Source organism: Hyphomicrobium sp. (genome assembly GCF_035548195.1).
GTDB lineage: Bacteria > Pseudomonadota > Alphaproteobacteria > Rhizobiales > Hyphomicrobiaceae > Hyphomicrobium_B.
Genome location: NZ_DASZTY010000035.1, coordinates 24440 through 48175, shown reverse-complemented (window position 1 = coordinate 48175; position 23736 = coordinate 24440). Strand labels below are relative to the sequence as shown.

Below are 23736 nucleotides of genomic sequence, written 5' to 3'. Positions count from 1 at the left end.
TCTACCTCGTCGAGCCATCGGCCGTAGCGGTCAGAGATTCATCGCGCACGAGTTTGCCGTTCGTGCGAGCGGTGCATGTGTCGGAACTCTGCGACAAACAACTGAGTTCGGCATCGGTTTGTACGGCCGCCAAAAAAGGCGGAGCTATTGGGACGTTACTTCTTGCGTCGACGACGTCGAGCCGGATTATGTCCGGGACCCTATTCTGCGCGCGCCACGCCGACAGCCATTTGTCGCCCTTTCGTGTTCGTAATGCGTATGAGAATTTGTATTTGAAGCTGCCTTGTATGAGGTCAACAGAGTTCGCTGGCGTTGCGCCCGGGAACAGGTACATGTTCGTTTGATACGGTGCGCGGGCGCGGATCAAATTAAACTGGGGCCCGTTCCTTTCGACTGAATACTGAATGTAATACGGGCCGGGAGAGGTGGGGTACGGCGGTTCGAGTGTCACGAACGAGAGACGGTCCGGCGTACCGGTGAAAATAAACTCTCGCGTATCGTTGGTTTTATGCACGAGCCGTTGGAGGCCAGAGACGTCACGCTCGAAGATGTCAAAGGCGCGGGAGAACATTTCGAGGCGTTCTATCTGTGTCGCATTGGCGTTCCAATTCTGCGATAAGGTTGTCAAGGCGGCACTCAACAGACCGAGAATTACGGTCAGTATCGTCAAGCTGACCAGCAACTCTATCAGCGTAAATCCGCTTTGCCGGTTCGATGAGGCGAGCGATGTCGGTGAACTAACCATTGCTGCGACCGAGCTTCAGCGTATCCAACTTGATTTCGCGACCGTCACCCAAGCCGACGCGCACCCGCACGTGGCGAAGCCGCCAGTTGTTCTTGGTTTCGATTTTTGCCCAGGAGGCTGTTTCAGGCGCAATTTCTACGGACCAAGCAAAGCCGTTGCTAACGCCCTTCTCAGATCGAAGTTTGCCGTTCCACCCGCTTACGGCCTTTGCGAGGAGCGATTCACCCAATATCCGCGCTTGTGCATAGTTCGTTGCGATGCGCGAGGTTCGCAATGCACGGGAATGTGCTTCAAACAGACTGACGAGCGCGATCGAGAGAACGAGCATCGCGGTCAGGGTCTCAAATAATGTGAAGCCCGAAGAGCTGCCGTTCGGCTGAGCGTCAATATATTGAAGCCGTGGACACTCGGCCGGTGAGCCAATTGATGCGGATCTCATACGCACGACCTTCCATTTTCAAATCTATTGTTGCGCCCGTGGAGCTGCCGTTTGGGAAAAAGCGGACGCCCGCAATTCCAGGGCCCCGCTTCTCGCTGTCTGCGGCGGTTACTTCCAGCGATATCGATTTGGAGAACAGAACAGGGGTTATTCCGCCGCTGAAGGCGATGGTGCGCCGTTCAACGTCGATGGTCGCGGCACCTTCCGTGCCGGACGTCATCGCGTTCGAACGGAGATCGCGCAGGCGCGACGCGGCGATCAACGCTTCGGTCTTAACCTGTTGCGCTCCGGATGGCGCGCGATAAAGCGTTGCTATCGCGGCTGCGGTCAGCGCGATTACGACCATAACGGCCAGCATTTCAAAAAGTGTGAAGCCGGCATCGGCAGTCGCACTTAGCGTTCTATTGCCAGCTGGCAATGTCCTGGTCCTCACCCTCTCCACCTTCTCGTTTGTCGGCGCCAAGCGTAATGATGTCGAATGGGCCGTGTTTGCCGGGGTAGCGGTAGATGTACGGTGCACCCCACGGGTCGAGCGGCACCTTGTCTTTCTTCAGATAAGGGCCGTTCCAGCTCGGCATGTTGGCAGGCCGTTGTACGAGCGCGTTCAGACCTTCGCGGGCGTCAGGATAGCGCCCATTGTCGAGCTTATAGAGTTCGAGCGAAGTGCTGAGGCTTTCAATCTGGACCTTCGCCGTTTTCGTGCGCGAACTTCCGAGATAACCGATGACGCGCGGCGCAACCAAGCTTGCAAGAAGCACGAGGATCACCATCACCACGAGGAGCTCGATCAGGGTAAAACCGGCCTCGCCTTGGCGGTTTTTTGTAGGTCTGCCTTTCTTTTTGTGTCGCGTGTTTGCCATTTTCAACAGGACTTCCGTGAATTTCATGATCTTGTGTGCTCCGTCATATGGCGAGGTCGTTGATGCTGATAACAGCACTCAAGATCGAGACGATAATGAATGCGATAATGCCGCTCACTAGAAGGATGATGACCGGTTCGAAAATCGTGAATGTACGTTCTACGGTTCTTTCTAATTTTTCTTCGAAGACCTCGGCCATATGCAGCAGCGAGCTGGCGAGACTTCCTGTTTCCTCACCGACGCGAAGCATGTTGATCAGGACCGGCGGGAATAAGCCGGATTGGGAAAGGGGGTCGAGAAAGCTGCGGCCTTTGCGTAGAGCATCATAGGATTGGTCTATGGCGGCTGCCGCAGGCTTGTTGCCGATGACGTCGCTTACGAGTTTCATTGCTGCGGGGAGATCGACTCCGTTCTCGAGTAGCATCCCGAGCGTCCGGCAGAAGCGGATCGTCAGGTTCATCTGGATGATGCTGCCGATGAAGGGGACACGAAGCAGAAGCGTCTGAACTTCGCCGCGAATTTTTGGCCAGGTCACTGCTATCGTCAGGACGACTGCGGCTATGCCGCCCAAAAGATATTGCCAATTGGCCAGGAGCCAATCCGACGCGCCAATTACGAAGCGGGCTTGGTCGGGAATTTGTGTTCCGGCATTGGAGATCATGTCCTTGAATCGCGGGACAACAAACGTCAGCATTACGGTAACGGCTGCGATCGCCATAACGATCAGAAGACACGGGTATAGAATCTCCGAAAGCGCCGTACTCTTGAGTTTTTGTGCCTTTTCGCGACCTTGCGCGATGCGCTCAAGAACCGTTTCCAGCGTGCCGCTTGCCTCGGCGACGCGCACCATTTTCGAATAAATCAGGGGAAATGCGTCGCCCTGCATTTCAAGAGCTTCGTGCAGACTCTTGCCGCTGCCGATTTCGTTGCCGATGCGTCCGACCAATCGTCCCAGCGATTTGGACTCGGCATCGCGTTCGAGAAACACAAGCGCTTGGTGGAGAGGAAGTCCCGCCTTTAGCAACATGCCGAGTTCGCGCGTAAAGAGCGTGATCTGCCGCGAGGAGGGCATTCCAGAAAAGAACGAGGACGATTTGCGGCCCTTGCCAGGTCCGCCGTTGAGTTCCTTGACCTCAATCGGGAAGTGGCCAAGCTGATGCAAATCCTCAAGGACGGTTGCGCGGTTGGCGGCTTCCATCTCACCAGAAAGACTGGCACCGGTACGGCTGAGGGCTTTGTATTGATAAAGCATCGTTAGATGGTCCGACTACGGCCATCGACGACCTTGACGAATTTCACGGCATTTCCTCCAATTTTTTATTTTTGGCCGCGCGTTCTTTTGAACGTCGCTAAACGTCGAGAGCTACGCGGCGGACCTCCTCTTGTGTGGTGACGCCAGAGCGGCACTTGGCAATTCCGTCGACGATCATCGTCGTCATGCCGTTGCGTTTGCCGGCGGCTTCGATCTCGGCCATCTCGGCATCCGGCTTAATGAGCTTGCGGACTTCGTCATCGACGCTCAGGACTTCAGCAATTACGAGGCGGCCGCTATACCCGGTTCCGAAGCACCTCTCGCAACCGACTGCCTTCCAATGGGTGTTGTCTTCGCCGGCAATGAATTGTGCTCCGCCGAGCGACAGCGGCTCATCAGACGGCTCCTTGCAATGCGAACAGAGCACGCGGACAAGGCGCTGCCCGACGACGCATCGAAGGGATGAGGCGAGAAGAAAGGCGTCGATTCCCATATCGAGAAGGCGCGGTATTGCGCCTGCGGCAGTGTTCGTATGCAATGTCGAAAGCACGAGATGGCCCGTCAATGCCGCGTGAATCGAAATACTTGCCGTCTCTCCGTCGCGCATTTCACCGACCATTAGAACGTCGGGGTCATGGCGGAGAAAGGAGCGGAGGGCGTCGGCGAAGGTCAGTCCGATGGAGGGCTTCGCTTGCGTTTGGTTGACGCCGTCGAGCTCATATTCGATCGGATCTTCGATAGTCAGGATCTTGCGGTGTGAGGAATTGAGCATCGACAGCGCCGTTGCGAGCGTCGTCGTCTTTCCAGAGCCGGTCGGGCCCGTAACCAGGATGAGACCATAGGGAGCCGACAAGTGCCGTCGAATCTCGCGCTCGTCGCGTTCGCCAAATCCTAGAGGTGCGAAATCGAGCATGCGCCGGACGTTGTCCAGCAAGCGTATGGCAACCGCTTCTCCGTGGATCGTCGGAATGGTTGCGATACGCAGATCGAGGCGGTGCTCGTTGATCCGGATGCGCGCGCGGCCGTCCTGAGGCAGCCGTCGTTCCGCAATGTTAAGTCCGGATAGAATTTTTACGCGCGATACGACCGCCTTAGACATTTGCGCGGGTGGAGGGGCGACGTCGCGCAGCATGCCGTCAACGCGCATTCTAATCGCAACGCGGCCGTCGAAGGGTTCGATGTGAATATCTGTGGCGCGTGCGTGAACGGCCTGTTGGATCATTTGATTGACGTAACGCACAACGGGGGCGCCGAGAGCCATATCCCGGAGATGCTCTATGTCGTCACCCGCCGCCGCGGTTTTCGACGAGTCTTGCCACATCGTCGAACTGCCGCGCTCGCGGGCGGCACGCTCGATTGCTGTCAGGATGTCTTCAGCCGATGCAACTCGGGGAATGATTTCGCGCTGCAGGGCAATGCGAACCGCATTTATCGCCTGGACGTCGGAAGGATCTTCCATAGCGAGGAGGATGCCATCCTCGACCTCTCCGAGCGGAAATACCTTGTTCTCACGTAAGAAGGCGTAAGAGATATTGCCCAGAGGCGGTTGATATTTCAGCCACTGATCTTCCTCGACGCGCGGAACTTTATGATAGTCCGCGATTGCACGGACCAGTGCCTGCGACTGCACACCGGAAGCTTTGCGGAGCGCCGAAAAGATACTCGCACCCGTCTCCTGCCGGAATTTGCCGACCTTATCGAGTTCGATTTGGGAAATGAGCTGTTCGCTGAGCAGATACTCCTCAAAACTTCCACTCATGGCTCGCCCTACCCCTGAGTAAATACGCACCGGCAACGATAAGCTGAGGATATATCAAAAAAGTAGGGCTCAGAAATGTATTTTTGAGTTGCCTCGCAGAGTTAAGGTGATTCGGGTTTTGGTGTTTGTGATTTGTAGAACTCCTGACCCAAACGCAATTACAACAGTCAGTGCACTGCCGTCCAAGCCAGTGCACTGTACGCATATTCGTCAGTATGCGCGTCGTGAGTTCAAGTTACGTGGGCGCAACAGATGAAAATGCAAACGCCCCCTCTTCGTAGAATTTAGCTCGTCTTCGATTGCGGCAAGCTATTGTCCCGATTCGAGAGAGCGCGTGCGCGGGCGTAGACCCGAATAAAGCGGTGGAAAGATTGCAAAATCCATCGCCGTACTGAGTGCAAAGTCAACAAAAACAATGATCTTTGTCGCTGGGATGTTGGGGGGAGTCGTTTATGGCTCGTTGGAAAGTTTTGACGCTCGTGGGCTTGTTGTCAGTCAGCGTCGCAGGGTGCTCAGCGCTGATGGAGAAGCCTCTGATCGAGCCGCCCGATGAAATCTCAAAGCTGTCGAATGCAGATTTGGGCCCGGCGACGCCAGCGAGTTATCATCCCCAATTCAGAAATTATAGCCCGACCACCGGATCTATTTCGGAAAAATATCCGGGCGACAATCGCGTTGCGAATATTCAAAGAAATTCAGATCAGAGAATTAGCCAAAGCGCGTCAGGATATGAGCTCAATTTCAGCGATACGGAAATCTCCGAGCTTGCAAAGGTTATTCTGAAGGACACGCTCGGGATTACCTATGTTTTCGATTCTAAAGTCGAGGGAAAGGTAACGATCTCGACTGGCGGGCCCGTGTCGCGTGCGCAGCTGCTGTCGATCCTAGAGAGCGTGCTCGCGACTTATCACGCGGCGCTTCTGATCGAAAATAACGTTTATCGTATCGTTCCCGAGGGCGATGCGCATCAACAGGGCATAGCAGCGTTCGACTACGTCAAGGAAAGTCGCGAAGTCGGGCAGGGTTACGGCGTTTCGATAATTCCGCTGAAATATGTGTCGACGGATGCCATTCTACGTATGCTGGATGGGCTGCTCGTCAAACAGGATGATCTGCGCGCGAGCGTCTACAATAATCTCCTCTTCGTCCGTGGGACGAGCCAGGTACGCCAGTCGGTTGTCGACATCGTATCGATGTTCGATGTCGATTGGATGAAGGGGCAATCGGCCGGGCTGTTCAAGTTGAACAACTCATCGCCCGACGAGGTTATCAAGGAACTCAAGCAAGTTTTTCAATCAGCGCAGCAGGGTCGCGGCGTCGTGAGATTTCAGCCGATCAGTCGGCTCAATGCCATCCTTGTCTTGGCGCCTCGTTCGCAGACGATCAACAAGGTCCAGGATTGGATCGAGCGGCTTGATCGAGGAGGCGCAGACGATAATAATTTTTACGTCTATCGCGTCGAGAATGGCCGCGCCAGGGATTTGGCGCGGCTGCTGATGGCGGCCTTCTCCGGCTCGGGCGGCGGCGGGTCGTCGAGAGGCGCGGAGGAGAAGGAGGTCGCTCCTACGCTCGGCGCGTCGCGCACTTCCAGTACGCTTGGCAGCAGCTTCGGCAGCAGTGGCTTTGGCAGCAGCTCAAGTTCGAGCAGCAGTGGCGGACTGGGATCTAGCAGCACTTCTGGTTTCGGCAATACAAGCGATACGTCATCGGGATCGGGAACCTCAAGCAGCAGCGGTCCGCTCAAGAGTACACCGCCACCGACTTCGAGTTCGGATGATTCATCGCTCGACGATCTTTCATCCTCTTCTTCCTCCTCTTCGGGCTCGGAATCGGGTGATTCAGTGCGCGTTACGCCCGATGAGCGTAACAACAAGCTGCTCATCAAGGCATCAGAGCGAAACTATCGAAAGATCCTGCAAATCCTGCGCAGGATCGATCAGCCGCCTATGCAAGTTCTGATTAACGCCACCCTGGCGGAAGTCACGCTCAACAAGAATCTCGCGTATGGCGTTCAATTCTATTTGCAGAAGAACGGTGGGAAGAACGGCGTTCTTGGGTTCAGCACCAGTGACGTCTTGGCTCCGATTAACCCAGTCGCCCCGGGGCTCAATCTCATCGCTGGGAATGTCGCCAATCCGAAGGTCATTCTTGATGCTCTCGCGAAAGAAACGACCGTTCGGGTCGTGTCTTCGCCGTCGGTGGTCGTGATCCATAACCAGCCGGCGACACTGGAGGTCGGCGACGAGGTTCCGATCATCACGCGTGAGGCCCAGAGCGTGATCAATCCCGACTCGCCGACCGTCAACGAAATCGAGTTCAAGAATACGGGCGTGATCCTGAACGTAACGCCGCGGATCAACTCCAACGGCCTCGTTACGATGGAGATCCAACAGGAGGTGAGTGCTGTTCAGGATCCCACAGGTGGCGGGGGTACCGGCACGCAGTCACTTACACCGACGATATCGCAAAGGCGGGTGACGAGCACGATCGCGGTACAGAGCGGGCAGATGGTGGCCTTAGGCGGGTTGATCCGCGAACAAGTCAATCACGAAAAGCAGCGAATTCCGGTGTTGGAGAAGATTCCCTACTTGGGAGACGTGCTCGGCGGAGATACGACAACATCAAAGACGCGGACCGAGCTTATCGTATTCATTCGGCCGACCGTCATTCGCGATCCGGAAGATGCCGCGAACGCGGCCGAGGCTTTGCGTGGCGGCATGGCGTCCTTGGCGCCACGTCCGGCGGCGTGGGACATCGATGTTCATGATGGCCGGTCGGGTAAACGCTATTCGATAAAATGAGCGAGCATTGTCGATAATGCCTTTGGCATCGCATCAAAGACGCGATGCCAGAGGCATGGTTGTCTCGGGACCGGCGACGATAGCGCTGATGCACCAGACGATCCAAATCGCCGGGCCGAGGAAAACACCAAAGGGGATGGCCGTCATTCGCTCAATCGCGCGCGGTGTTCTGATGTTCGCCACTGCAACGTAAGACATCGCCAGGATGCAGGCGAGCAGAAGTACGTGGCTCAATCCTTCGAGACCGGTCCATGCGCCGGCGGCGGAGGCAAGCTTCACGTCACCCAGACCCAGTCCCTCGCGTTTCCGAGACCAGTAATAGATCTGTTTGATGGCGTATAGGATCGTGAAACCCGCGGCTGCTGCCGCGACATGTTCGAGAAGAAGATTTTGCTCGCCATTCGGATCATCGAGCAGCCTCGCAGCGATGAGGCCGAGAGGTATTGCAGGCAATGAGAGCGTGTCAGGGATAATGAAGTCTTCGAAGTCTACGACGGCGATTGCGAGCATCGTCCAGCCGAGAAGACAGGATACAGCCGCGTGCCTTAGATCAAGGAACCAGAAAGATATCACCGCGATCGCACAGGCGGTGGCGAAAGCCAAGAGCAATGGCCGCGATGCTGCTCGAATTCGGATCATCAACGTAGTCTCATGTGTGGTCCGAGTTCTCAATATATGGCCACATGCATTTGGCAATGGGCCGCCGAACTTTCGCCGGCGTCAAGCTCGTTTAGTCAATGCGGCGGCGGCCGAGCTGGAGGATGCCCGGCCGCCGACACGGCAGTACAGGCGTTGAATGCGCGTACGGCCTCAATGTGCTTGGTTCCCTAATGCAGATCTCGTCGATCGCCGTATTTATCCAACCGGTTTTTCTTGAGCCATTTGGATAGTAAGTCGGCGATCGTCTCGTTGTTGAGGTCCGACATTGTGAAGTGCGTATTGCCGTGAATACCAATCTCCGGAAGATGCAGAAGCTGGGCCTTGCCGCCGTGGTCGTTGATGGCCTTAACGAACAGTCGCGCCATCATCAGGCGACCGCGCCAAATGTCGATACCCGGGTAGACGCTCGGCTTTTGCGGGTCCGGAATGTAATCACCGTAGACCAGCAGAACTGGAATTTTGGTCAGTGCGAGGAAGTCGGACAGCGGCACGGTCTGTCCGGTTATGTCGCCCGCCGCGGTGGGAATTGGTGCGGGTGCACCGCCTTCTGGAAAGGTCCAGCCAACGGGTTCGTACGAAACAATGCCGCGAACGTTCGGTGTTTTCTCCGCGGTTCGGAATCCTGGGTAGCCGCCGGCTGAATGCGAGAGCAGTACAGCCGGACCTATCTTCTTGAAAAGAGCGGCTATGGCATCCGAGGCGACTTCATTGTCAGCTGGCCCTGTGCTTGGTGTTTGTTGCTGCCACCATTGTAGGAGTGCGGCGGGATCATGCGAGAATTGCACCCCAGGAAAATAGTTTGGCCAAATTCCAATGCGGAAGCGAACGAAGATGCCCTGCTCGCCGGTTGGTCCAGGGCCCGGTACCGGCGCGAGCGTCGTTCCTTGAAGCGCACGGCCCGCGCGTCCACGATTGGGTTGATCAAGAATGTAGGTTGAGAAGCCGCGCCGGATAAAGATGTTCTGGAAGCCATCGCGGCCGTCGGGCGTTGTTTCCCAGGTCTTGGCCATCTGGCCGCCGCCGTGCCACATCACGAGCGGATATCTACGCGGATTGCGCGGAATTTGGTACTGCACGTAGGCAAAATCGCCGTGAATCGTTTGCCCATCAGGCGTCAATTTGATCGGGTCGAACTTGCCCGGGTTTGTCACCACGCCGCCGCCGACGGTGAAGCTACCCTGGTCTTCGAGAACAATTTGTGATTTGTGTTGTGGCTTCGTCGCGTTGTGCGCGGATACACCTGGGGCCGTGAGCAGCAAGCTCATCGTCAAAGCGGATATTATAGAAATGTCCTGAACTATCTTTGTCATGAATGCCTCTCAAAATTTTGTTGCTATCCGAGCATCGTCTCTCTTGCGGCGGCAGCTAAAGGGCTGCGGTTCCGTCTGCCATTGGGGCTTGATTGTCGGACAGAGAGTGCCGGCGTCGCTTGGCGCTCGGAGAACCGGACTTAGAGGCTGGTGCCCGGTTCGCGAAAAAATATTATGCTACACGCTCGTGAAAGCGCACGTGTTTCGTTTTGAGACAGATATTCTCCGACGGTCTTCCACTGCGAGTAGCGCCGCAAACTGCGGCTTGAGTACGCTGTCGGTAGATGCTCGGTCCGTTTAGCGCTCCGGATCGAAGCCGCGAATAGCCCACGCAGCAGCGAGTCCAAAGAGCCACAAAGCTATGGGAGGTGCAAACAGCAAGATCGGCACTTCGATGAGATCGCGCGTGCTGCGCAAACTGCCTTGCACGCCTTCGAGCAGCAGATAGATCGTCCATCCCATGATCCATCCAGCCGAGATGAGTATCCAGATCCGGAACAGGCCGCGCTTCCAGTTCATTTCGCCTGCACGATTCAGGTCGACCGAGTCCCGGCGGGATAATCCAAAATTCGGCATTCCAATCCTCCTCGATCGTGGCGCGGAGTCTACGCTTTCCTTGCCGGTTCGACTAGACGCCTGGTTCCGCATTGGATGTCACACAAGCGAGCTTCATCGTCGGCCGAAGGATATAAAAGACTTTTTCGGCGAGATCTCTAAGCCTGACGCTGTGGCGCATTGACGGCAGCGTCGAATCTTCAGCAACGGAGGCAGCAAAAAATGATGTGAGCGGGCCGTGTCTCGCAGCATTGGGCCTAGCGCGAGGAAGATCGGCAAGGTAACGGCTGCCGGGTGTCTGAGGACGAGAACGTCTTGGCGCCGGTCTTACGCTGTCGCTTCCCTTCATCGGTACATCAACGCACTTTCGATGAAGTCCCAACCGGCCGCTCGTCGGCTTTTAGACTCATGCGCCAGGAGGAATCGTAAGTCGTTCGGGTTCCGTTGCTTTCGCGACGGTCTGCAGTCGATTGTCGATGGTGGCGGGCAGCTTCACGCGCAGACTTGTTCCATTTTCGCCGTTTGATGAAATCAAAAAGGACCCTGAAAGTGCTGTTACGCGCTCGCGCATGGCTCTCAGACCAAAGCCTTCCTTGGTGTTGGTGCCATGTCCCGTACCGTTGTCCCTAACAGTGACTTCAACTGTACCGATCATGGTCCCGTCAGGGATATCGTCTGTATGCTTGTGTGTTTTGTCCGTTGTCACAGCCAGGTGCACAGCGATGCGATCGGCGCCGGAGTGACGAAAGGCGTTCGTCAAACCTTCTTGCACGATGCGATAGATCGTCAGCGTTGTTGTTTCATCGAGGTCGTCGAGCGGGCCGTTCGCTATCACATCAATATCTACGGTGCTTTTTGTCCGGCGCCACATCTGCACCATCGCCTGCAATGCTCCCACCAGGCCAAGTTCCGAAAGACCGGGTGGAGTCAACCGTTGCAAAACTCTGCGGTTCGTCTGTTGCAAGAGATCGACTTGAGCAACGATGTTGTCGTTGAGGCGCATTGCGCGCGGAAGATCTGGCGGGGACTTCTCTAACTCGCGTCCGAGCAAAGCGCCGTCCGCGCGCATTGCGAACAGGTATGGGCCAAGCTCGTCGTGAAGTTCGCGTGCTATGTCGCGACGCTCCTGGTCCTGGATCATGATCATGTGTGCCGTCAGATTTTGATTTTCCTGTCTCGCCTTCTGTAACGCGGCGGCGAGGCCGTTTAGGCTTCCACAAATGCTCTTGATTTCGGGAGGACCGGTTTCTGGCACCCGCAAGTCGAAATCACCCGCCTCCATTCGCCCCATTGCGTCTCTCAGTGCGTGGATCGGGCGCAGCGAACGGTTGATAATGAGCCAGGTCAAGGCAAGCGTTACTGCGGAAATGATCACGCCCCACTGGAAAATCCGCTCGATTGCTTCCCAAAGCTCGGCGAGTTCGTCGCCCGGCTTTGGCGTGATGACGATCGTATCGACGAGTTCACCGCGGACATCGACTGGTACCTTCACTGTCGGTAACGGAATATTTTTTTCCCCCGAGAACCACGTCGATTCAGAGTCGTCCTTGGTACGCGTGCCTTGCGGCATTCGCGAAGCAAGGTTGACCGACGCGTGGCGGAGGTTCTTGAGTTCAGTGACCAAACGCACGAGCGCCGCTTCAGGGTCGCGAGAATCTTTGAGCGGTAAAAGCGATGATTTGATCAGCGTTTCCGTCAGCAACATCGTACTTGCGTTTTCGACTTCCATACGCGGCTTCGCGTCGAGAAGGATGAACGCGATCATGCAGAACAGCCCCAACGCAGAGAGCAGTGCGATCGCAAGATTAAGTCGCAGTTGAATTGACATCGAGAAGTCTCGCCTTGGTCGGGAAAAATTCCCGAAAAATCGACGTTGATATTCGGACATCGCTCGCTAGAAGGAAACAATGTTTGGAAGTCAAGGTGAGCGCGAGCGACTCGTGAAACTACTCGTCGTCGAAGATCATCCGATCGTCATTTCGGGTTGCAGGGCATTGTTTTCGGAAGACGACGGCGTGACGATGATCGAAGCGCGTACGGCTGCCGCTGCCCGTATTGCGATGAAAGAAGAAGTTCCGGATGTCACTGTCGTGGATATCAATCTTCCGGACGGCTCGGGGCTCGAATTAACGCGTGAATTTATCGCGCAAGACTCCGATGCGAAGATCGTTGTTTTCTCGATGAGCGATACGCCCATGCTCGCGATCCAGGCCATCGAATGCGGCGCCAAGAGCTATGTCAGCAAGAACGGCAATCCGTTCGATCTGAGAGATGCCGTGCTGGCCGTTGCTCGCGGCGATTCCTGGATATCGGACGATCTCATTCAGGAGATGGCGCTGCTTCGAGCAAAAGCCCGTGGCACAACGGCGCTCCTGAGTGAGCGTGAACATCAAGTTTTGCGCATGCTGGCAAGGGGGCGCAGCATGGCGGAGATCGCCAACGATATCTCCGTTTCCTATAAAACCGTCGCGGCAGACTGCGCGATGCTGAGAACGAAACTCGGTGCGCGCACTTCGTCGGAAATGGTCCGGATTGCCGCCGAACTTAAGCTCGTTTGAGGTTCGAGGATTACGGCGACAGGTCTCGTGCGATGCGAAATCCGAGGGTTTGATTACGGAAGTTGGGCAAATTCCTCAGCCGCATCGCGGATCGCATCTGCCGAGGTTCATAGAAGCATGAACCGCCTCGGAAGACACGCAGCCCTTCTATTGCGTCCGGTTTGCTGCAGCTTTTCGATTCCCGCGCAGTTCCGTCGACCGGTCCCGTTTCATAGTCATCGCAATAGTAATCTTCGACCCACTCCCAGACATTCCCGTGCACATTGTACAGGCCGAAGGCGTTCGGCTTGAAGCTTTTGACCGGATAAGCGCCTTCGCCGTCGCGAGCACTGCCGCAGCCTCGGCAGCACGCCATCACTTCACCGTTGCGTTTTGGTTGATCGCCCCACCAATAGGCCGTCGTGCTGCCGGCGCGTGCTGCATACTCCCATTCAGATTCCGACGGCAGCCGATAGTGATGGCCGGTTTTCTTGGACAGCCATACGGCGTAGGTGTGGGCATCATCCCAACTGATTCCGACGATCGGTTGATCGTCCGGCTCGATATATTGTTCCACGCTCTTGTAGGCGACACCGGAGCCGGTTTTGATATTGTGTTCGCCGCCCGGTTCGAGCCACTCCGGTGGCCGGCATCCCTTGGCCGCGACGCATGCCATGTATTCGGCTGTGCTGATTTCGTATCGTCCGATGGCGAATGGTTTGATTGTGACGACGTGCTGCTTTTCAGACGGAAGACGGCCGGGTTCGTCAGTTGGCGAACCGATTTCGAAGCCTGGCGGCGATGCTGGAAGGACGACCAGGTCGGGGCAATGATCGTTCGGACAATCGTTCAGCGTCTTGATTTCGGCTGCGTGGCCCGTCGAAAGCGATACCGGGATGCCGAATGCCAGGAGCACGAGCAGAGCCATGCCGTGCGGCATGCTCCGCGACGAACGGAAACGAATGGGAGAATGATGCATTCCTATGATCACGCTGAGCTTACTGAACCAATATGCGTGAACCATCGGTGCCCTGGGCCTCCCCCGGTTTCAGGTCGCCACACTTGTCGCCAAGATATTTGCCCTCTTGAGTGATAGTGCGCTTGATCACCACTGACCGGTCTTTCTGTTCGGGATCTGTGGTCGTGCTTTCGATGCGGATTTGGAACGCTGAATTGAAGTCGCCGGACATTGTCGTCGTGCTCATGACGCGGCGACCGTTGAAGATGCAGTCAGAGTCGACGGTCGTATTGCCGTTCGCGGCCTTAACGTCATAGCTTGAGCAGTTTTTCTGGTGGTCGGCGATGCTTGCCTTCACCGTATTCTTTTCCATCCGCTGGTCGACGCACAGCTTCATCGTTTGATCGTGGGGGCCGCCGCCTTCATCCATCATGGTCTTGAGTTCCCACAGTCCCGCCTTCCGCTCCGGGAGGGTTATTGTGCCTTCGGCTGATGCTGGCAGCGCGGATGCCAAGAAAAGTGGAAGCGAGGCCAGGAACAATATCCTCAAGCGCATTTTGGTGGTCTCCGGATGCCAACGATGAAATGACTGAACGCGCGACAAGATCGCGCGAGCGCTGTGTAGAGCGCATCGTGCGATGCCTGCAACAGCTGGATGAAGTGGACATAAACTTCGGGAAATATTCCCATTGCTGCCGCCATTCGTTCGCGAGCAAGGTGCCGTCTACCTGCAATTGGGCGGTGGGGATTGGAATGACGCTCGTCAGACGCTTCATCATTGCGGTCGTTGCAGTCTTTGCTTTTTCTCCGATCGCAAATTGCGCCGATAACGTCGTTCAGACGGACCCGAAGCTCGTTCTTTCCGGCCATACCAAAGATCTTTGGGTGGCGCAGTTCAGTCCCGACGGGACGCGCGTCCTAACGGCATCGAACGACAAGACGGCCAAAATCTGGAATGCCAAGACCGGCGCTGAAATTGCGACTTTGACCGGCCACGCCGAAGGCATTCGAAATGCTTCCTTCAGTCCTGACGGCAAGACCATCGCTACTGTCGCACGTGACGGAGCCGGCAAGCTATGGAATGGCGAAACCGGTGCCCCGATTGCGGATCTCATCGGCCACACTGCGATGGTGGAAGCCTTGGTGTTCAACCCCGATGGGTCAAAAGTTGCGACCGGATCTCTCGATGCCACCGCGCGCGTCTGGGACGTCAAAACCGGTAAAGAGCTTCTGAAGCTCGTCGGGCACCAGGGGAATATCGCCGATATCGAGTTCAGTCCCGACGGTTCGCGCATCGTGACCGCCTGCAATGACCGGACAGCAAAAATCTGGGATGCAAACAGCGGAAACTTACTTTTCACTCTCGGCGACCATGGGGGCATGGTGACGAGCGCGACGTTCAGCCCTGACGGCAAGAACATTGCGACCTCTTCGAGCGATAAATTTGTCCGGATTTGGGATGCGGCCAACGGAGCCTTATTGAAGAAACTCGAAGGTCATCGGCGCGGGGTTCTCCGTGTCATCTTCGATCATACCGGCACGAAGCTCTATTCCGCATCTACCGACAAGACAGCGAAGCTTTGGGACGTTGCGACGGGCTCACAGGTCGCCACTTTCAATGGTCATACCCGATATGTCGTGCGCATCTCTCTCAGTCACGACAACATGCATCTCCTTACTGCGTCGCAGGATAAAACGGCCCGCGTGTGGGATGCCAGGACCGGCGCTTTGCTCGTAACGCTCGCCGGGCATTTGATGGAGGTCGAGGACGCTGAGTTCTCGCCGGATGGGCGCGAGGTCGTCACCGCCTCGTATGATGGCAAGGCGCGAATTTGGGACGTCTCCAGCTTATCGTCGAAGTAATCCATGCGTGACGTAAGCCATGGACGTCGGTCGATCATTTCGAATGTCCGGCGCCTTATCGTACTGGGTTTTTTAATTCCGTTCTTGGCCGGTCAATCGGCACCGGGCCGCGAGAAGCGTCCGGAATGTACGAAAGACCTGATGTTTGTGTTCGATGCCTCCGGCTCGATGGCGACGACAGACCTCACCGCGAGAGTTGCTCATATCGAGCGGGTGAAGAATGCATTCCGGCGGATCGTTCGTGAGATCCCGGAAACGCGCCGCATGGGCCTCATCGTCTACGGGCAGGGCGCTTATAACCAATGCGACAGCATCGAGTTGAAGCTGAGGCCGACAATCAATGCCGGTCCTATCCTGATGGCCGAAATCGAAAAGATCACGCCCGCCGGGCGCACGCCCCTGACGCAGGCAGTTCACGATGCCGCTGAAGTTCTTGGCTATCGGCAGAATCCGGCGGTGATCGTCTTGTTGACGGACGGTGAGGAAACGTGCGGCGGCAAACCTTGCGATATGGCGCAAGCGCTGAAGTCAGCTGCCGCAGACCTCACCATTCATGTCATCGGATATCGACACCGTGAAGCCGGCGGTCTCGGTGCGGTTTTCGGCGCCCGGTGTTTAGCTGAGGAAACGGGCGGTCTTTATCTTCCTGTCGAAACAGAAGATCAGATCGTCGATGCATTGCGCAAAACACTCACGTGTCCACTGACGACGGACAATCTAAAAGGTCTGCCGAGGCCGCTCATGAAGGCGGAACTATCGAGCCCGTCGCCGTGAACGTGGTGCCGGCGGTGTCGTGTGCATCGAACTTGAGGTCAGCGGCGCTATTTGTTCCAAACGTGAAGCGAATATTGGGATCCTCTGAAATCGAAATGCCGCCGTCCATCTGCCACAGAATATTCTGGCCCTGCTTCACTTCGATATGATCGACGAAACGAGCAGGGGTATAATCGCCGGTTTTCTTATTCATTTGCATTCCGGTGAAATTCGGATGCCTGAGCATGACGCGCGCTTCACGCCATTTGTCGCCGTTCTCGACATTACGCAGCACGATGAGCCGGGCTTCACCCATATGCGCCACAGCTTCCTCGGGATCGCGAGACGCAGGCGCCGAACATCCGCCCGAGCCAATGACGAATTTTGACGCCATGTGCAGTGTTCCGTCCGTCTTTTCGAGGATGGCACGGACGCGGCTGAAGGCGTCGATGCGCACCCGCGTCGCGATGGTGCGCTCGCCAACGTTCGGCCCTGTTCGGAACGCATCGCCGAATATAAATGTTGCGGCCACCGGTACCGGATTGCGATCGATGATGAGTGTTAAGGATTTAACTGTGGGCGCTACATTCGCGGGAATTTTAATGGAAATCGGAACGATCGCTGCATCATCAGCCTGATCGGGCGCGTAAATCTGGAGGCTGGTCGTATCGGTCTTGACCTGGCGGTTTGGGAAAACGCTTTTTTGAATATCCGGCCACGGATTATCGTCGGCGTTTGCGATGGTGCTGCAGCAGCCGATAGCCAGAGCAATGGCGAATAGCAGGAGATAGCGAGGTAAAGAAAATGGCAGGTTCATCGTGATGTCCCTAGATAGTGGGCACGGATGAGTCGCCGAACAAAGATCGATCGCTCCGATTGGCGATCTTATCCCGTTTCTCTTTCTTGCATTTACCCGATCATTCGGGAATTATTCCCAATTGTGGCTGTGATGTTCTCGTGGCGCTCTAATCGCCAGCAGGAGAGTTGGAAGCGAGGCAATCATAATGGTGGCTCGCGCTTGGATTTGCATTCTTGCGACCATCGCTGGTCCGGTTTTTTGCACCTCGGCTGTCGCGCAAGACAGCCCCACATCACTTGCGGGGCAGGTTCAGCTCCTTGCCCGAGATTTCATGTCGGGGCGTCCGGATGGCGCGACTGTCGTCATTCCCGCAATGAGCGTGGCGATCGGGCGCGATGGGACGCTTCTCTACGCCGGCGGTTTCGGCGAAGCTCGACCGCATCTCCCGGCAACGGAGCGATCCATCTACATGATTGGATCGATCACAAAGCAGTTCACTGCCGCTGCTATCTTGCGACTAATGGAGAAGGGGGCGGTTGCGAAACGGAGCGGCGCCCGGTTGTCGCCGTCAATGCCCGTCGCGGACATTCTGGAAGTCGCGGATAAGTGGGCAATCGAAAAGAGTCCGCCGATCACTGTCGGCAATCTTCTTTCGATGACGTCAAACTTGCCTAATTTTACGCGCCGGCCGCCTCCGGCTCTCGATCCCTGGGGCGCCGTGCCAGCGCACAAGCTGCTCGGCCAGATGGGGACTTACAAGCCCAGCGGCTTTCCGGGCTCCTTCGAATACTCAAACACGAGCTATTTCCTTTTATCTGAGATCATCGAGGCGGTGAGACTGGGGCAAACGTCGCGCACCTACCATGAGACGCTCGAAGACGAAATCTTCAGGCGATTGGGTTTGACTGACACCGGCTTTGAATCGGAGCCCTGGATTCGAAAGCGTCTCGTCAGTGCTCACTATCAGCGGCTCCCGCGCTTCGATAAGCCGGATTGGTTGCAAGGAAGTGCGGACGTCGCAAGTTCGGTCATGGATCTTTTCAAATGGGACAAAGCGCTGATGGAAGGTCGGGCGCTCACGGGACCTGCGCGGGACCTGATGCTGTCGGATTCCGCGCGAGTCGAAGTCTGGACCTATTACGGTATGGGCTGGTTCATCATCCACAAGGGCGGGATAGATCGCTATTTCCATAGCGGCACGGTATCTGGCTATACATCTTTCAATCTTATAGTTCGGCCGACGACGGATCACTGGGTGTCGGTGTCTTTGCTGACCAATAGCGACGGCGTTGAGGGAATAAACGACTTTGCAAATTCTCTTGCGGAGCTCGTTCTCGATGAAAACGCGAAATAAGTGGGCCGCACTTATGAGCGTTTGCAATGCGCTCCGCTCCAGGAGTTTTGTGATGTCAAATCGGGAGAAATGCCCGTAGCGGGAAATCGCTAATTCTATGAATCATGGTCACGCCACGTCAAAGGCGCCGAGTGGATCTCCTCCTGTCCTCCATTCGGCGCCTTTTTTTTATATTCAGCACCGCGACTGTCTATCCATCCGACTTTTTTCAAGTCTTCGATGGCGTGTAACAGTATCACAAGAGTGTGATGGGGAAGTCTTCCTGTCCGCGCACGGAACAACTCCTATGGGCGGCTGGAAATTTGGACACTAACGTCTGCCTGCTGACGACATGCTCGCTGCCAGATCTCTGGTGGCTTTGGCTTAAGAAGCGAAGGGCCGGACGCGCACCGTTTGTAAGTAGATCCGCAGTTTGAATGTCCGCAATCGATCGTTTGCGGGCAGCGAGGGATTGCGTCTTCGACGGGGCACGAGCCGAAAAGACATCCAAAGCCGAGCATCGGATGGCAAAGCCGGTATTGGGAGGAAACAACAATGCAATTTCGATTAATCCACTGGTTGTTGGGAGGCGTGGCAGCGTTACTCGTTTGCTTCGCTGTTCCCACTTTCGCCGATGAAGTCACACAACGGGCTGCCGATCCCAATCAATGGCCGTCGCCCGGCCGCGACAACAGCCTGACGCGGCACAGTCCGCTCAGTGACATCAACACCGGAAATGTTTCGAAGCTGCAGATGATCTGGTCGCAATCGACCGGCGCTTTACGCGGTCACGAAGGTCAGCCCGTTGTCATCGATGATGTCGGCGGCAAGCCGATGATGTTCTTCGTTTCGGGCTGTCCCGAAATGTCGAAGTGCAACATCGTGCAAGGCCTCGATCTTACAGATCCCGATCATCCGAAGCAGATCTGGAACTATGTGAAGCAGACGGATCGCGACGAAACTGCGGTTCCCCGTGCATGTTGCGATACTGTCAACCGCGGCGTGTCGTATGCCGACGGAAAGATCGTTTTCGGAACACTCGACGGCTTCGTTATCGCTCTCGACGCGAAAACCGGAAAAGAGAAGTGGGTCGTCAAGCATGCGTGGCCCGAGAAAGGCGAGACCATCACGAGCGCACCGCTGATCGCCGACGGTAAAGTGATTATCGGCTTCGGCGGCGACGAGTTCGCAGCGCGCGGTCGCGTCAATGCCTATGACCTCGAGACCGGAAAACCCGTTTGGAAGTGCTATTCGACCGGTTCTGACAAGGACGTGTGTCTGACGCCGGCGACGAACAAGGCCAATCCGCAATATGGCACGTTCGGAAAGGATCTCGGCATCCATACGCATGTCGGCGACGACTGGAAGATTGGCGGCGGCTCGGCGTGGGGCTGGTTCAGCTACGATCCCGAATTGAAGATGGTATACTACGGAACCGGTAACCCCGGTCTCTGGAGCCCTGCTTATCGTTGCGCGAAGAAAACCCATGACGAATGCAATACGGGTGAGTTCGACAACAAATGGTCGCTAACGATCTTCGGACGCAAAGTCGATACTGGTGAAGCTGTCTTCGCCTACCAGATGACGCCGTTCGACCAGTGGGACTATGACGGCGTCAACGAGAATATTCTGGTCAACATGAACGTTGACGGAAAAGACCGGAAGACGCTCGTTCATTTCGACCGCAATGGTTTCAGCTACGTTCTCGATCGCACTGACGGCACACTGCTCCGTGCCAACAAGTACGTGACTGTGAACTGGGCGGAAAAGATCGATATGAAGACCGGCAGGCCGATCAAGGTGCGCGAGCACTCGCCGCTTGAACGTGGCCGCAACGTCAATGCTTGTCCATCGGCGATGGGTGGCAAGGACCAGCAGCCATGCTCGGTCGATCCAGCTGAGCCCAACAAGTTCTATTGCCCGACAAACAACTGGTGCATGGAACTCGAACCGCAGGAGCGAAGCCACACTCAGCAGGGCACGGTTTATGTCTTCGCGAACGTGTATATGTTCCCGGAGAAGCCCGGTACTACTGGCAAGATCAAAAAGTTCGACGTGTTGACCGGCAAGACGGACTGGGAAATTCCGGATCCCTATCCGAACTGGGGCGGCACTTTGAATACCGCTGGCGGCTTGCTGTTCTACGGCTCTCTTGGCGGCGACTTCCGTGCGGTCGATCGCAAAACCGGGAAGATCCTTTGGGAGCGGAAGCTTGCCTCAGGCATCATCGGAAATCCGATCACCTACAAGGTCAAAGGCAAGCAGTATGTATCGATCTTGTCCGGTCTTGGCGGTTGGATCGGCGTGCCGGTCACGGCGGGCCTCGATCTTAGCGACAAGTTCGGTGCGATCGGTGCAACGGCCATGACCAAGGCTGCCAACCTCGACAAAATTCCTCAAGCCGGAACGCTCTTTACGTTCCGTGTGATGGATTAGTCGTTCGCGTCGGCCGATCAGATTACTCAGCGTCCGGCCGGTAATGCCGGGCGCTGAGATTTGATTAGCGATTGACGACAATTTTTGATCAGCATCGGGCTTAAGTAATGATGCGTTTTGCGCTTCGTGCGATTCTCTCATTAGCATCGCTTGGGTTTGCCGCGACTGCCGCGCTTGCTGCAGATGCGTCGGCAAATAAGCAAAAATTCCGCCTCGATACAGCGCTTGCGCATCTCGAAGCGCAAATGCCGCTTACGTCCGCCGATCATCATGCGCTCAAGCAGGCTGCGATCGAACGCAAGGTCAGCGGTCTTCGCGTTTGCGGCGATCCCGGCAATTTGCCGTTGTCCGATATCAATAGGGCGGGCTACGAAAACAAGATCATCGAATTGATTGCTGCAGAGATGGGAACCTATGTGACCTATTTCTGGCGTCCTTATCTCGAACGCGGCATCACCCGGCAGACGTTCGACTCGGGCGAATGCGACGTCCTGCTCGATCTTCCGGTTGGATTTGAACGTGTTCTGGAAACCGAGCCGATCTATCGCACAACCTACGTGCTTGCTTACCGGAATGATCGAGGGCTCAAGATAAAAAATCTCGACGATCCGCAACTCAAGACGCTGTCGATTGGTACCTTTCAGACGTCCGGGCTGCGCATGGCGTTGGCGGAGCGCGGTATTCGCAACAACGTAAAACTGCACGTCGTAAGCCACGATTCGGACATCGATCCATCGGCCCAACCCTGGCGTCAGGTGCAGGAGGTTGTTGACGGCAAGCTTGACGTGGCCGGTGTATGGGGACCTTTCGCGGGTTGGCTCAAATCCAGGGGCGCTCCTCTCATCGTTCAACCTGTCAATCTTGACGAGGACGACGTGCCTCTGGAGTTCGATCTGACGATCGGGCTGCGTAAGATCGACTGGATATTGAAGTATAAATTCGACTTGGCGCTCGATGCCAGAAAGGCTGATATCGAAAAAATTCTGCGGGATTATGGAGTTCCGCTGGTTCAATGCAGCCGCTGCTTCGTGCCTGGCGATTTACCGTCGCACGGCATCTACACGAAGCCCGTCGATACGACATCAGACGCGGCAAACGTTCCGATTGCTCCCGACCAAAAGGTCACGCGCGAGAAGCTGGAGAGGTGGCTGGCAAATGGTGCGGATCTCAACCAGGAGTTTGCGAACGCTGTTTTGGCGGGCGATATGAACCGTATCTCGTTCCTTATCGAAAAGGGCGCGGACGTAAACAAGCTCGATTCCGAGGGGTATGCGCCGCTTCACATCGCTGCGCGCAATGAGCAACCCAAAGTCATCGCAGCGCTTATTGCGCATAAGGCCGATATCAATCTCAAGGATCGTGACGGCTATACGGCGCTGCATCACGCGGTGTTGCGAAATTCTCCCGAAACGATCGTCGCTCTCGCCATATCCGGTGCCGATCTTGAGGAACGGACGCCAACCGGGTTCACGCCGTTAGCATACGCAATCCTGAACAACGCGTACAAGGCGGCGATTGGACTGATCAATGTGGGTGCGGACGTGGAAACGCCGGATGGCGATTCGAAGCTCACGCCATTGATGATCATTTCGGGCACCGAGAACCGCGAGATGACTCTCGCTGCCGGCGTCGAACGGATCGAAAAGGTCAATCCAAGCGACCCGGGGCCGATCGACGTTGCGAGGGCCATGATCGCCAAAGGTGCCAGGGTCAACGACGTATCTGCGTCGGGCGTGACGGCGCTGCTGCTTGCTGCCGCGCACAATAACGCACCGATCGTAGGGCTGTTAACGCAGGCGGGTGCCGACCCGACGTTCAAATCTCCGGAAGGTCAAACGGCGGCTGAACTCGCGCAGCAAAACGGAAACACCGCAGTGGTCAGCCTGCTGGGCCTTCTATCGCAAGCGCGCAGCAATTAAGCGCAATCGCCACAGCACGAATTTCGGGAAATTTCGGCAACAGCGAACGCGTTAAATGGAAGCCTCGACTGCCGGTCGAATTCAATCGCTTAGGAACTTTTGGGGCAACCAAAACGCAAGGGAAGGAATGATCGTGAGGAAATGGTACTCAATTGTCGCTTTCACGGCTGCATCGGTGCTGGCTGCTGCCGTGTTGTCGGCGTCGTTCACTAAGGTCGTCGCGGACGATCAGCCAGCCGTCTCCAATGATGACGATCCGGAGGCGGCGGCGAAGGCGGCGGCTAAGAAGGCGTACGAGGAATTCAAGGCTAAGAAGCCGACGCCAGTGACCAACAAGCCGCCGCTCGAAGTCGACAAGGCCAATCCGATCGGGACGATGAAGAACCCCTATACGGACCAGCCGGACAAGATCGAGGCAGGAAAGAAGCTCTTCTTTTCTTATAGCTGTAACGGATGTCATGGCGGCGGCGGTGGCGGTGGCATGTGTCCGCCCTTGACCAACGACACGTGGGTTTATGGCAGCAATGACGACATTCTGTTCCGTCTCATTTCGCATGGTAGCCAGGATTTGCAGAAGACGTACGGAGTCAGCCGAAAGGGTCAAGAAAGCGTCGTCGGACCGATGCCACCCTTTGGGAAGCTGATTAAGAGCGATGATCAGCTCTGGAAGATCATTGCCTTCGTCCATTCGCTCTACAAAGGCCATAGGCGGGATTGGTGACGCACGAAGCCGGTTTGGCCGCAAGTTTTTTCCAAG

At 56.1% G+C, this 23736-nt stretch carries 21 protein-coding genes; 8 read left to right on the top strand and 13 right to left on the bottom strand.

The window, feature by feature from the left end; translation table 11 throughout:
* Position 1 precedes the first annotated feature (1 nt).
* The 6 genes from VHB22_RS13880 to VHB22_RS13855 form a co-directional block, all read right to left on the bottom strand.
* A complete protein-coding gene (locus tag VHB22_RS13880) occupies positions 2–745 on the bottom strand; it encodes a PulJ/GspJ family protein (RefSeq protein WP_325457573.1) in 744 nt (247 codons plus the stop codon).
* Entirely contained in the window at positions 738–1073 is a 336-nt protein-coding gene (locus VHB22_RS13875) for a hypothetical protein (RefSeq protein WP_325457572.1), read from the bottom strand. The genes VHB22_RS13880 and VHB22_RS13875 overlap by 8 nt, the downstream gene beginning before the upstream one ends.
* A 55-nt stretch (positions 1074–1128) precedes the next feature.
* Positions 1129–1617 (bottom strand): prepilin-type N-terminal cleavage/methylation domain-containing protein, encoded by a 489-nt coding sequence (locus VHB22_RS13870; RefSeq protein WP_325457571.1) that lies wholly within the window; start codon positions 1615–1617, stop codon positions 1129–1131.
* The gene (gene gspG, locus VHB22_RS13865; protein ID WP_325457781.1) at positions 1586–2044 is read right to left on the bottom strand and encodes a type II secretion system major pseudopilin GspG; all 459 of its coding nucleotides are present in this window, start codon (positions 2042–2044) and stop codon (positions 1586–1588) included. Before gspG ends, VHB22_RS13870 begins: the two co-directional genes overlap by 32 nt.
* A 43-nt stretch (positions 2045–2087) precedes the next feature.
* Positions 2088–3296 carry a type II secretion system F family protein gene (locus VHB22_RS13860; RefSeq protein ID WP_325457570.1) on the bottom strand — a complete coding sequence of 403 codons (1209 nt, stop codon included), beginning with the start codon at positions 3294–3296 and terminating at the stop codon, positions 2088–2090.
* A 97-nt stretch (positions 3297–3393) separates the two neighbouring features.
* Positions 3394–5055 (bottom strand): GspE/PulE family protein, encoded by a 1662-nt coding sequence (locus VHB22_RS13855; protein ID WP_325457569.1) that lies wholly within the window; start codon positions 5053–5055, stop codon positions 3394–3396.
* A gap of 452 nt (positions 5056–5507) precedes the next feature.
* Here VHB22_RS13855 and gspD point away from each other — a divergent pair, with 452 nt between their 5' ends.
* Positions 5508–7856 carry a type II secretion system secretin GspD gene (gene gspD, locus VHB22_RS13850; protein ID WP_325457568.1) on the top strand — a complete coding sequence of 783 codons (2349 nt, stop codon included), beginning with the start codon at positions 5508–5510 and terminating at the stop codon, positions 7854–7856.
* A 33-nt stretch (positions 7857–7889) separates the two neighbouring features.
* Here the strand turns inward: gspD and VHB22_RS13845 are convergent, their stop codons facing one another.
* The 4 genes from VHB22_RS13845 to VHB22_RS13830 all read right to left on the bottom strand — a co-directional run bounded on the left by VHB22_RS13845 (position 7890) and on the right by VHB22_RS13830 (position 12209).
* On the bottom strand, positions 7890–8495 hold the full coding sequence (locus tag VHB22_RS13845) for an A24 family peptidase (protein WP_325457567.1): 606 nt from the start codon (positions 8493–8495) through the stop codon (positions 7890–7892).
* A 188-nt stretch (positions 8496–8683) separates the two neighbouring features.
* A complete protein-coding gene (locus VHB22_RS13840; protein ID WP_325457780.1) occupies positions 8684–9781 on the bottom strand; it encodes an alpha/beta fold hydrolase in 1098 nt (365 codons plus the stop codon).
* A 342-nt stretch (positions 9782–10123) separates the two neighbouring features.
* Positions 10124–10402 (bottom strand): hypothetical protein, encoded by a 279-nt coding sequence (locus tag VHB22_RS13835; protein WP_325457566.1) that lies wholly within the window; start codon positions 10400–10402, stop codon positions 10124–10126.
* 385 nt (positions 10403–10787) lie between these two features.
* Positions 10788–12209, bottom strand: a complete 1422-nt coding sequence (locus VHB22_RS13830; RefSeq protein ID WP_325457565.1) for a HAMP domain-containing protein — start codon at positions 12207–12209, stop codon at positions 10788–10790.
* 79 nt (positions 12210–12288) lie between these two features.
* Here VHB22_RS13830 and VHB22_RS13825 point away from each other — a divergent pair, with 79 nt between their 5' ends.
* The gene (locus tag VHB22_RS13825) at positions 12289–12939 is read left to right on the top strand and encodes a response regulator transcription factor (protein ID WP_325457564.1); all 651 of its coding nucleotides are present in this window, start codon (positions 12289–12291) and stop codon (positions 12937–12939) included.
* Positions 12940–12949: 10 nt separating this feature from the next.
* Here VHB22_RS13825 and VHB22_RS13820 read toward each other — a convergent pair whose 3' ends face one another.
* Entirely contained in the window at positions 12950–13942 is a 993-nt protein-coding gene (locus VHB22_RS13820) for a formylglycine-generating enzyme family protein (protein WP_325457563.1), read from the bottom strand.
* Positions 13917–14432: a DUF3617 domain-containing protein gene (locus VHB22_RS13815; RefSeq protein WP_325457779.1), complete on the bottom strand. Its 516-nt coding sequence runs from the start codon at positions 14430–14432 to the stop codon at positions 13917–13919. The genes VHB22_RS13820 and VHB22_RS13815 overlap by 26 nt, the downstream gene beginning before the upstream one ends.
* Positions 14433–14629: 197 nt before the next feature.
* Here VHB22_RS13815 and VHB22_RS13810 point away from each other — a divergent pair, with 197 nt between their 5' ends.
* Positions 14630–15739 carry a WD40 repeat domain-containing protein gene (locus VHB22_RS13810; RefSeq protein ID WP_325457562.1) on the top strand — a complete coding sequence of 370 codons (1110 nt, stop codon included), beginning with the start codon at positions 14630–14632 and terminating at the stop codon, positions 15737–15739.
* A gap of 3 nt (positions 15740–15742) precedes the next feature.
* Positions 15743–16513 carry a vWA domain-containing protein gene (locus VHB22_RS13805; RefSeq protein ID WP_325457561.1) on the top strand — a complete coding sequence of 257 codons (771 nt, stop codon included), beginning with the start codon at positions 15743–15745 and terminating at the stop codon, positions 16511–16513.
* Here the strand turns inward: VHB22_RS13805 and VHB22_RS13800 are convergent.
* Positions 16479–17309 carry a quinoprotein dehydrogenase-associated SoxYZ-like carrier gene (locus tag VHB22_RS13800; protein ID WP_325457560.1) on the bottom strand — a complete coding sequence of 277 codons (831 nt, stop codon included), beginning with the start codon at positions 17307–17309 and terminating at the stop codon, positions 16479–16481. The genes VHB22_RS13805 and VHB22_RS13800 overlap by 35 nt on opposite strands.
* 187 nt (positions 17310–17496) lie before the next feature.
* Between VHB22_RS13800 and VHB22_RS13795 the strand changes: the two genes are divergently transcribed.
* The 4 genes from VHB22_RS13795 to VHB22_RS13780 all read left to right on the top strand — a co-directional run bounded on the left by VHB22_RS13795 (position 17497) and on the right by VHB22_RS13780 (position 23700).
* Positions 17497–18645, top strand: coding sequence for a serine hydrolase domain-containing protein (locus VHB22_RS13795; RefSeq protein ID WP_325457559.1), 1149 nt, complete (start codon positions 17497–17499; stop codon positions 18643–18645).
* 534 nt (positions 18646–19179) lie between these two features.
* The gene (locus tag VHB22_RS13790) at positions 19180–21060 is read left to right on the top strand and encodes a PQQ-dependent dehydrogenase, methanol/ethanol family (RefSeq protein ID WP_325457558.1); all 1881 of its coding nucleotides are present in this window, start codon (positions 19180–19182) and stop codon (positions 21058–21060) included.
* Positions 21061–21167: 107 nt separating this feature from the next.
* On the top strand, positions 21168–22979 hold the full coding sequence (locus tag VHB22_RS13785) for a quinoprotein dehydrogenase-associated putative ABC transporter substrate-binding protein (protein ID WP_325457557.1): 1812 nt from the start codon (positions 21168–21170) through the stop codon (positions 22977–22979).
* Positions 22980–23106: 127 nt separating this feature from the next.
* Positions 23107–23700, top strand: a complete 594-nt coding sequence (locus VHB22_RS13780) for a cytochrome c (RefSeq protein ID WP_325457556.1) — start codon at positions 23107–23109, stop codon at positions 23698–23700.
* The last annotated feature ends 36 nt before the right edge of the window (positions 23701–23736 follow it).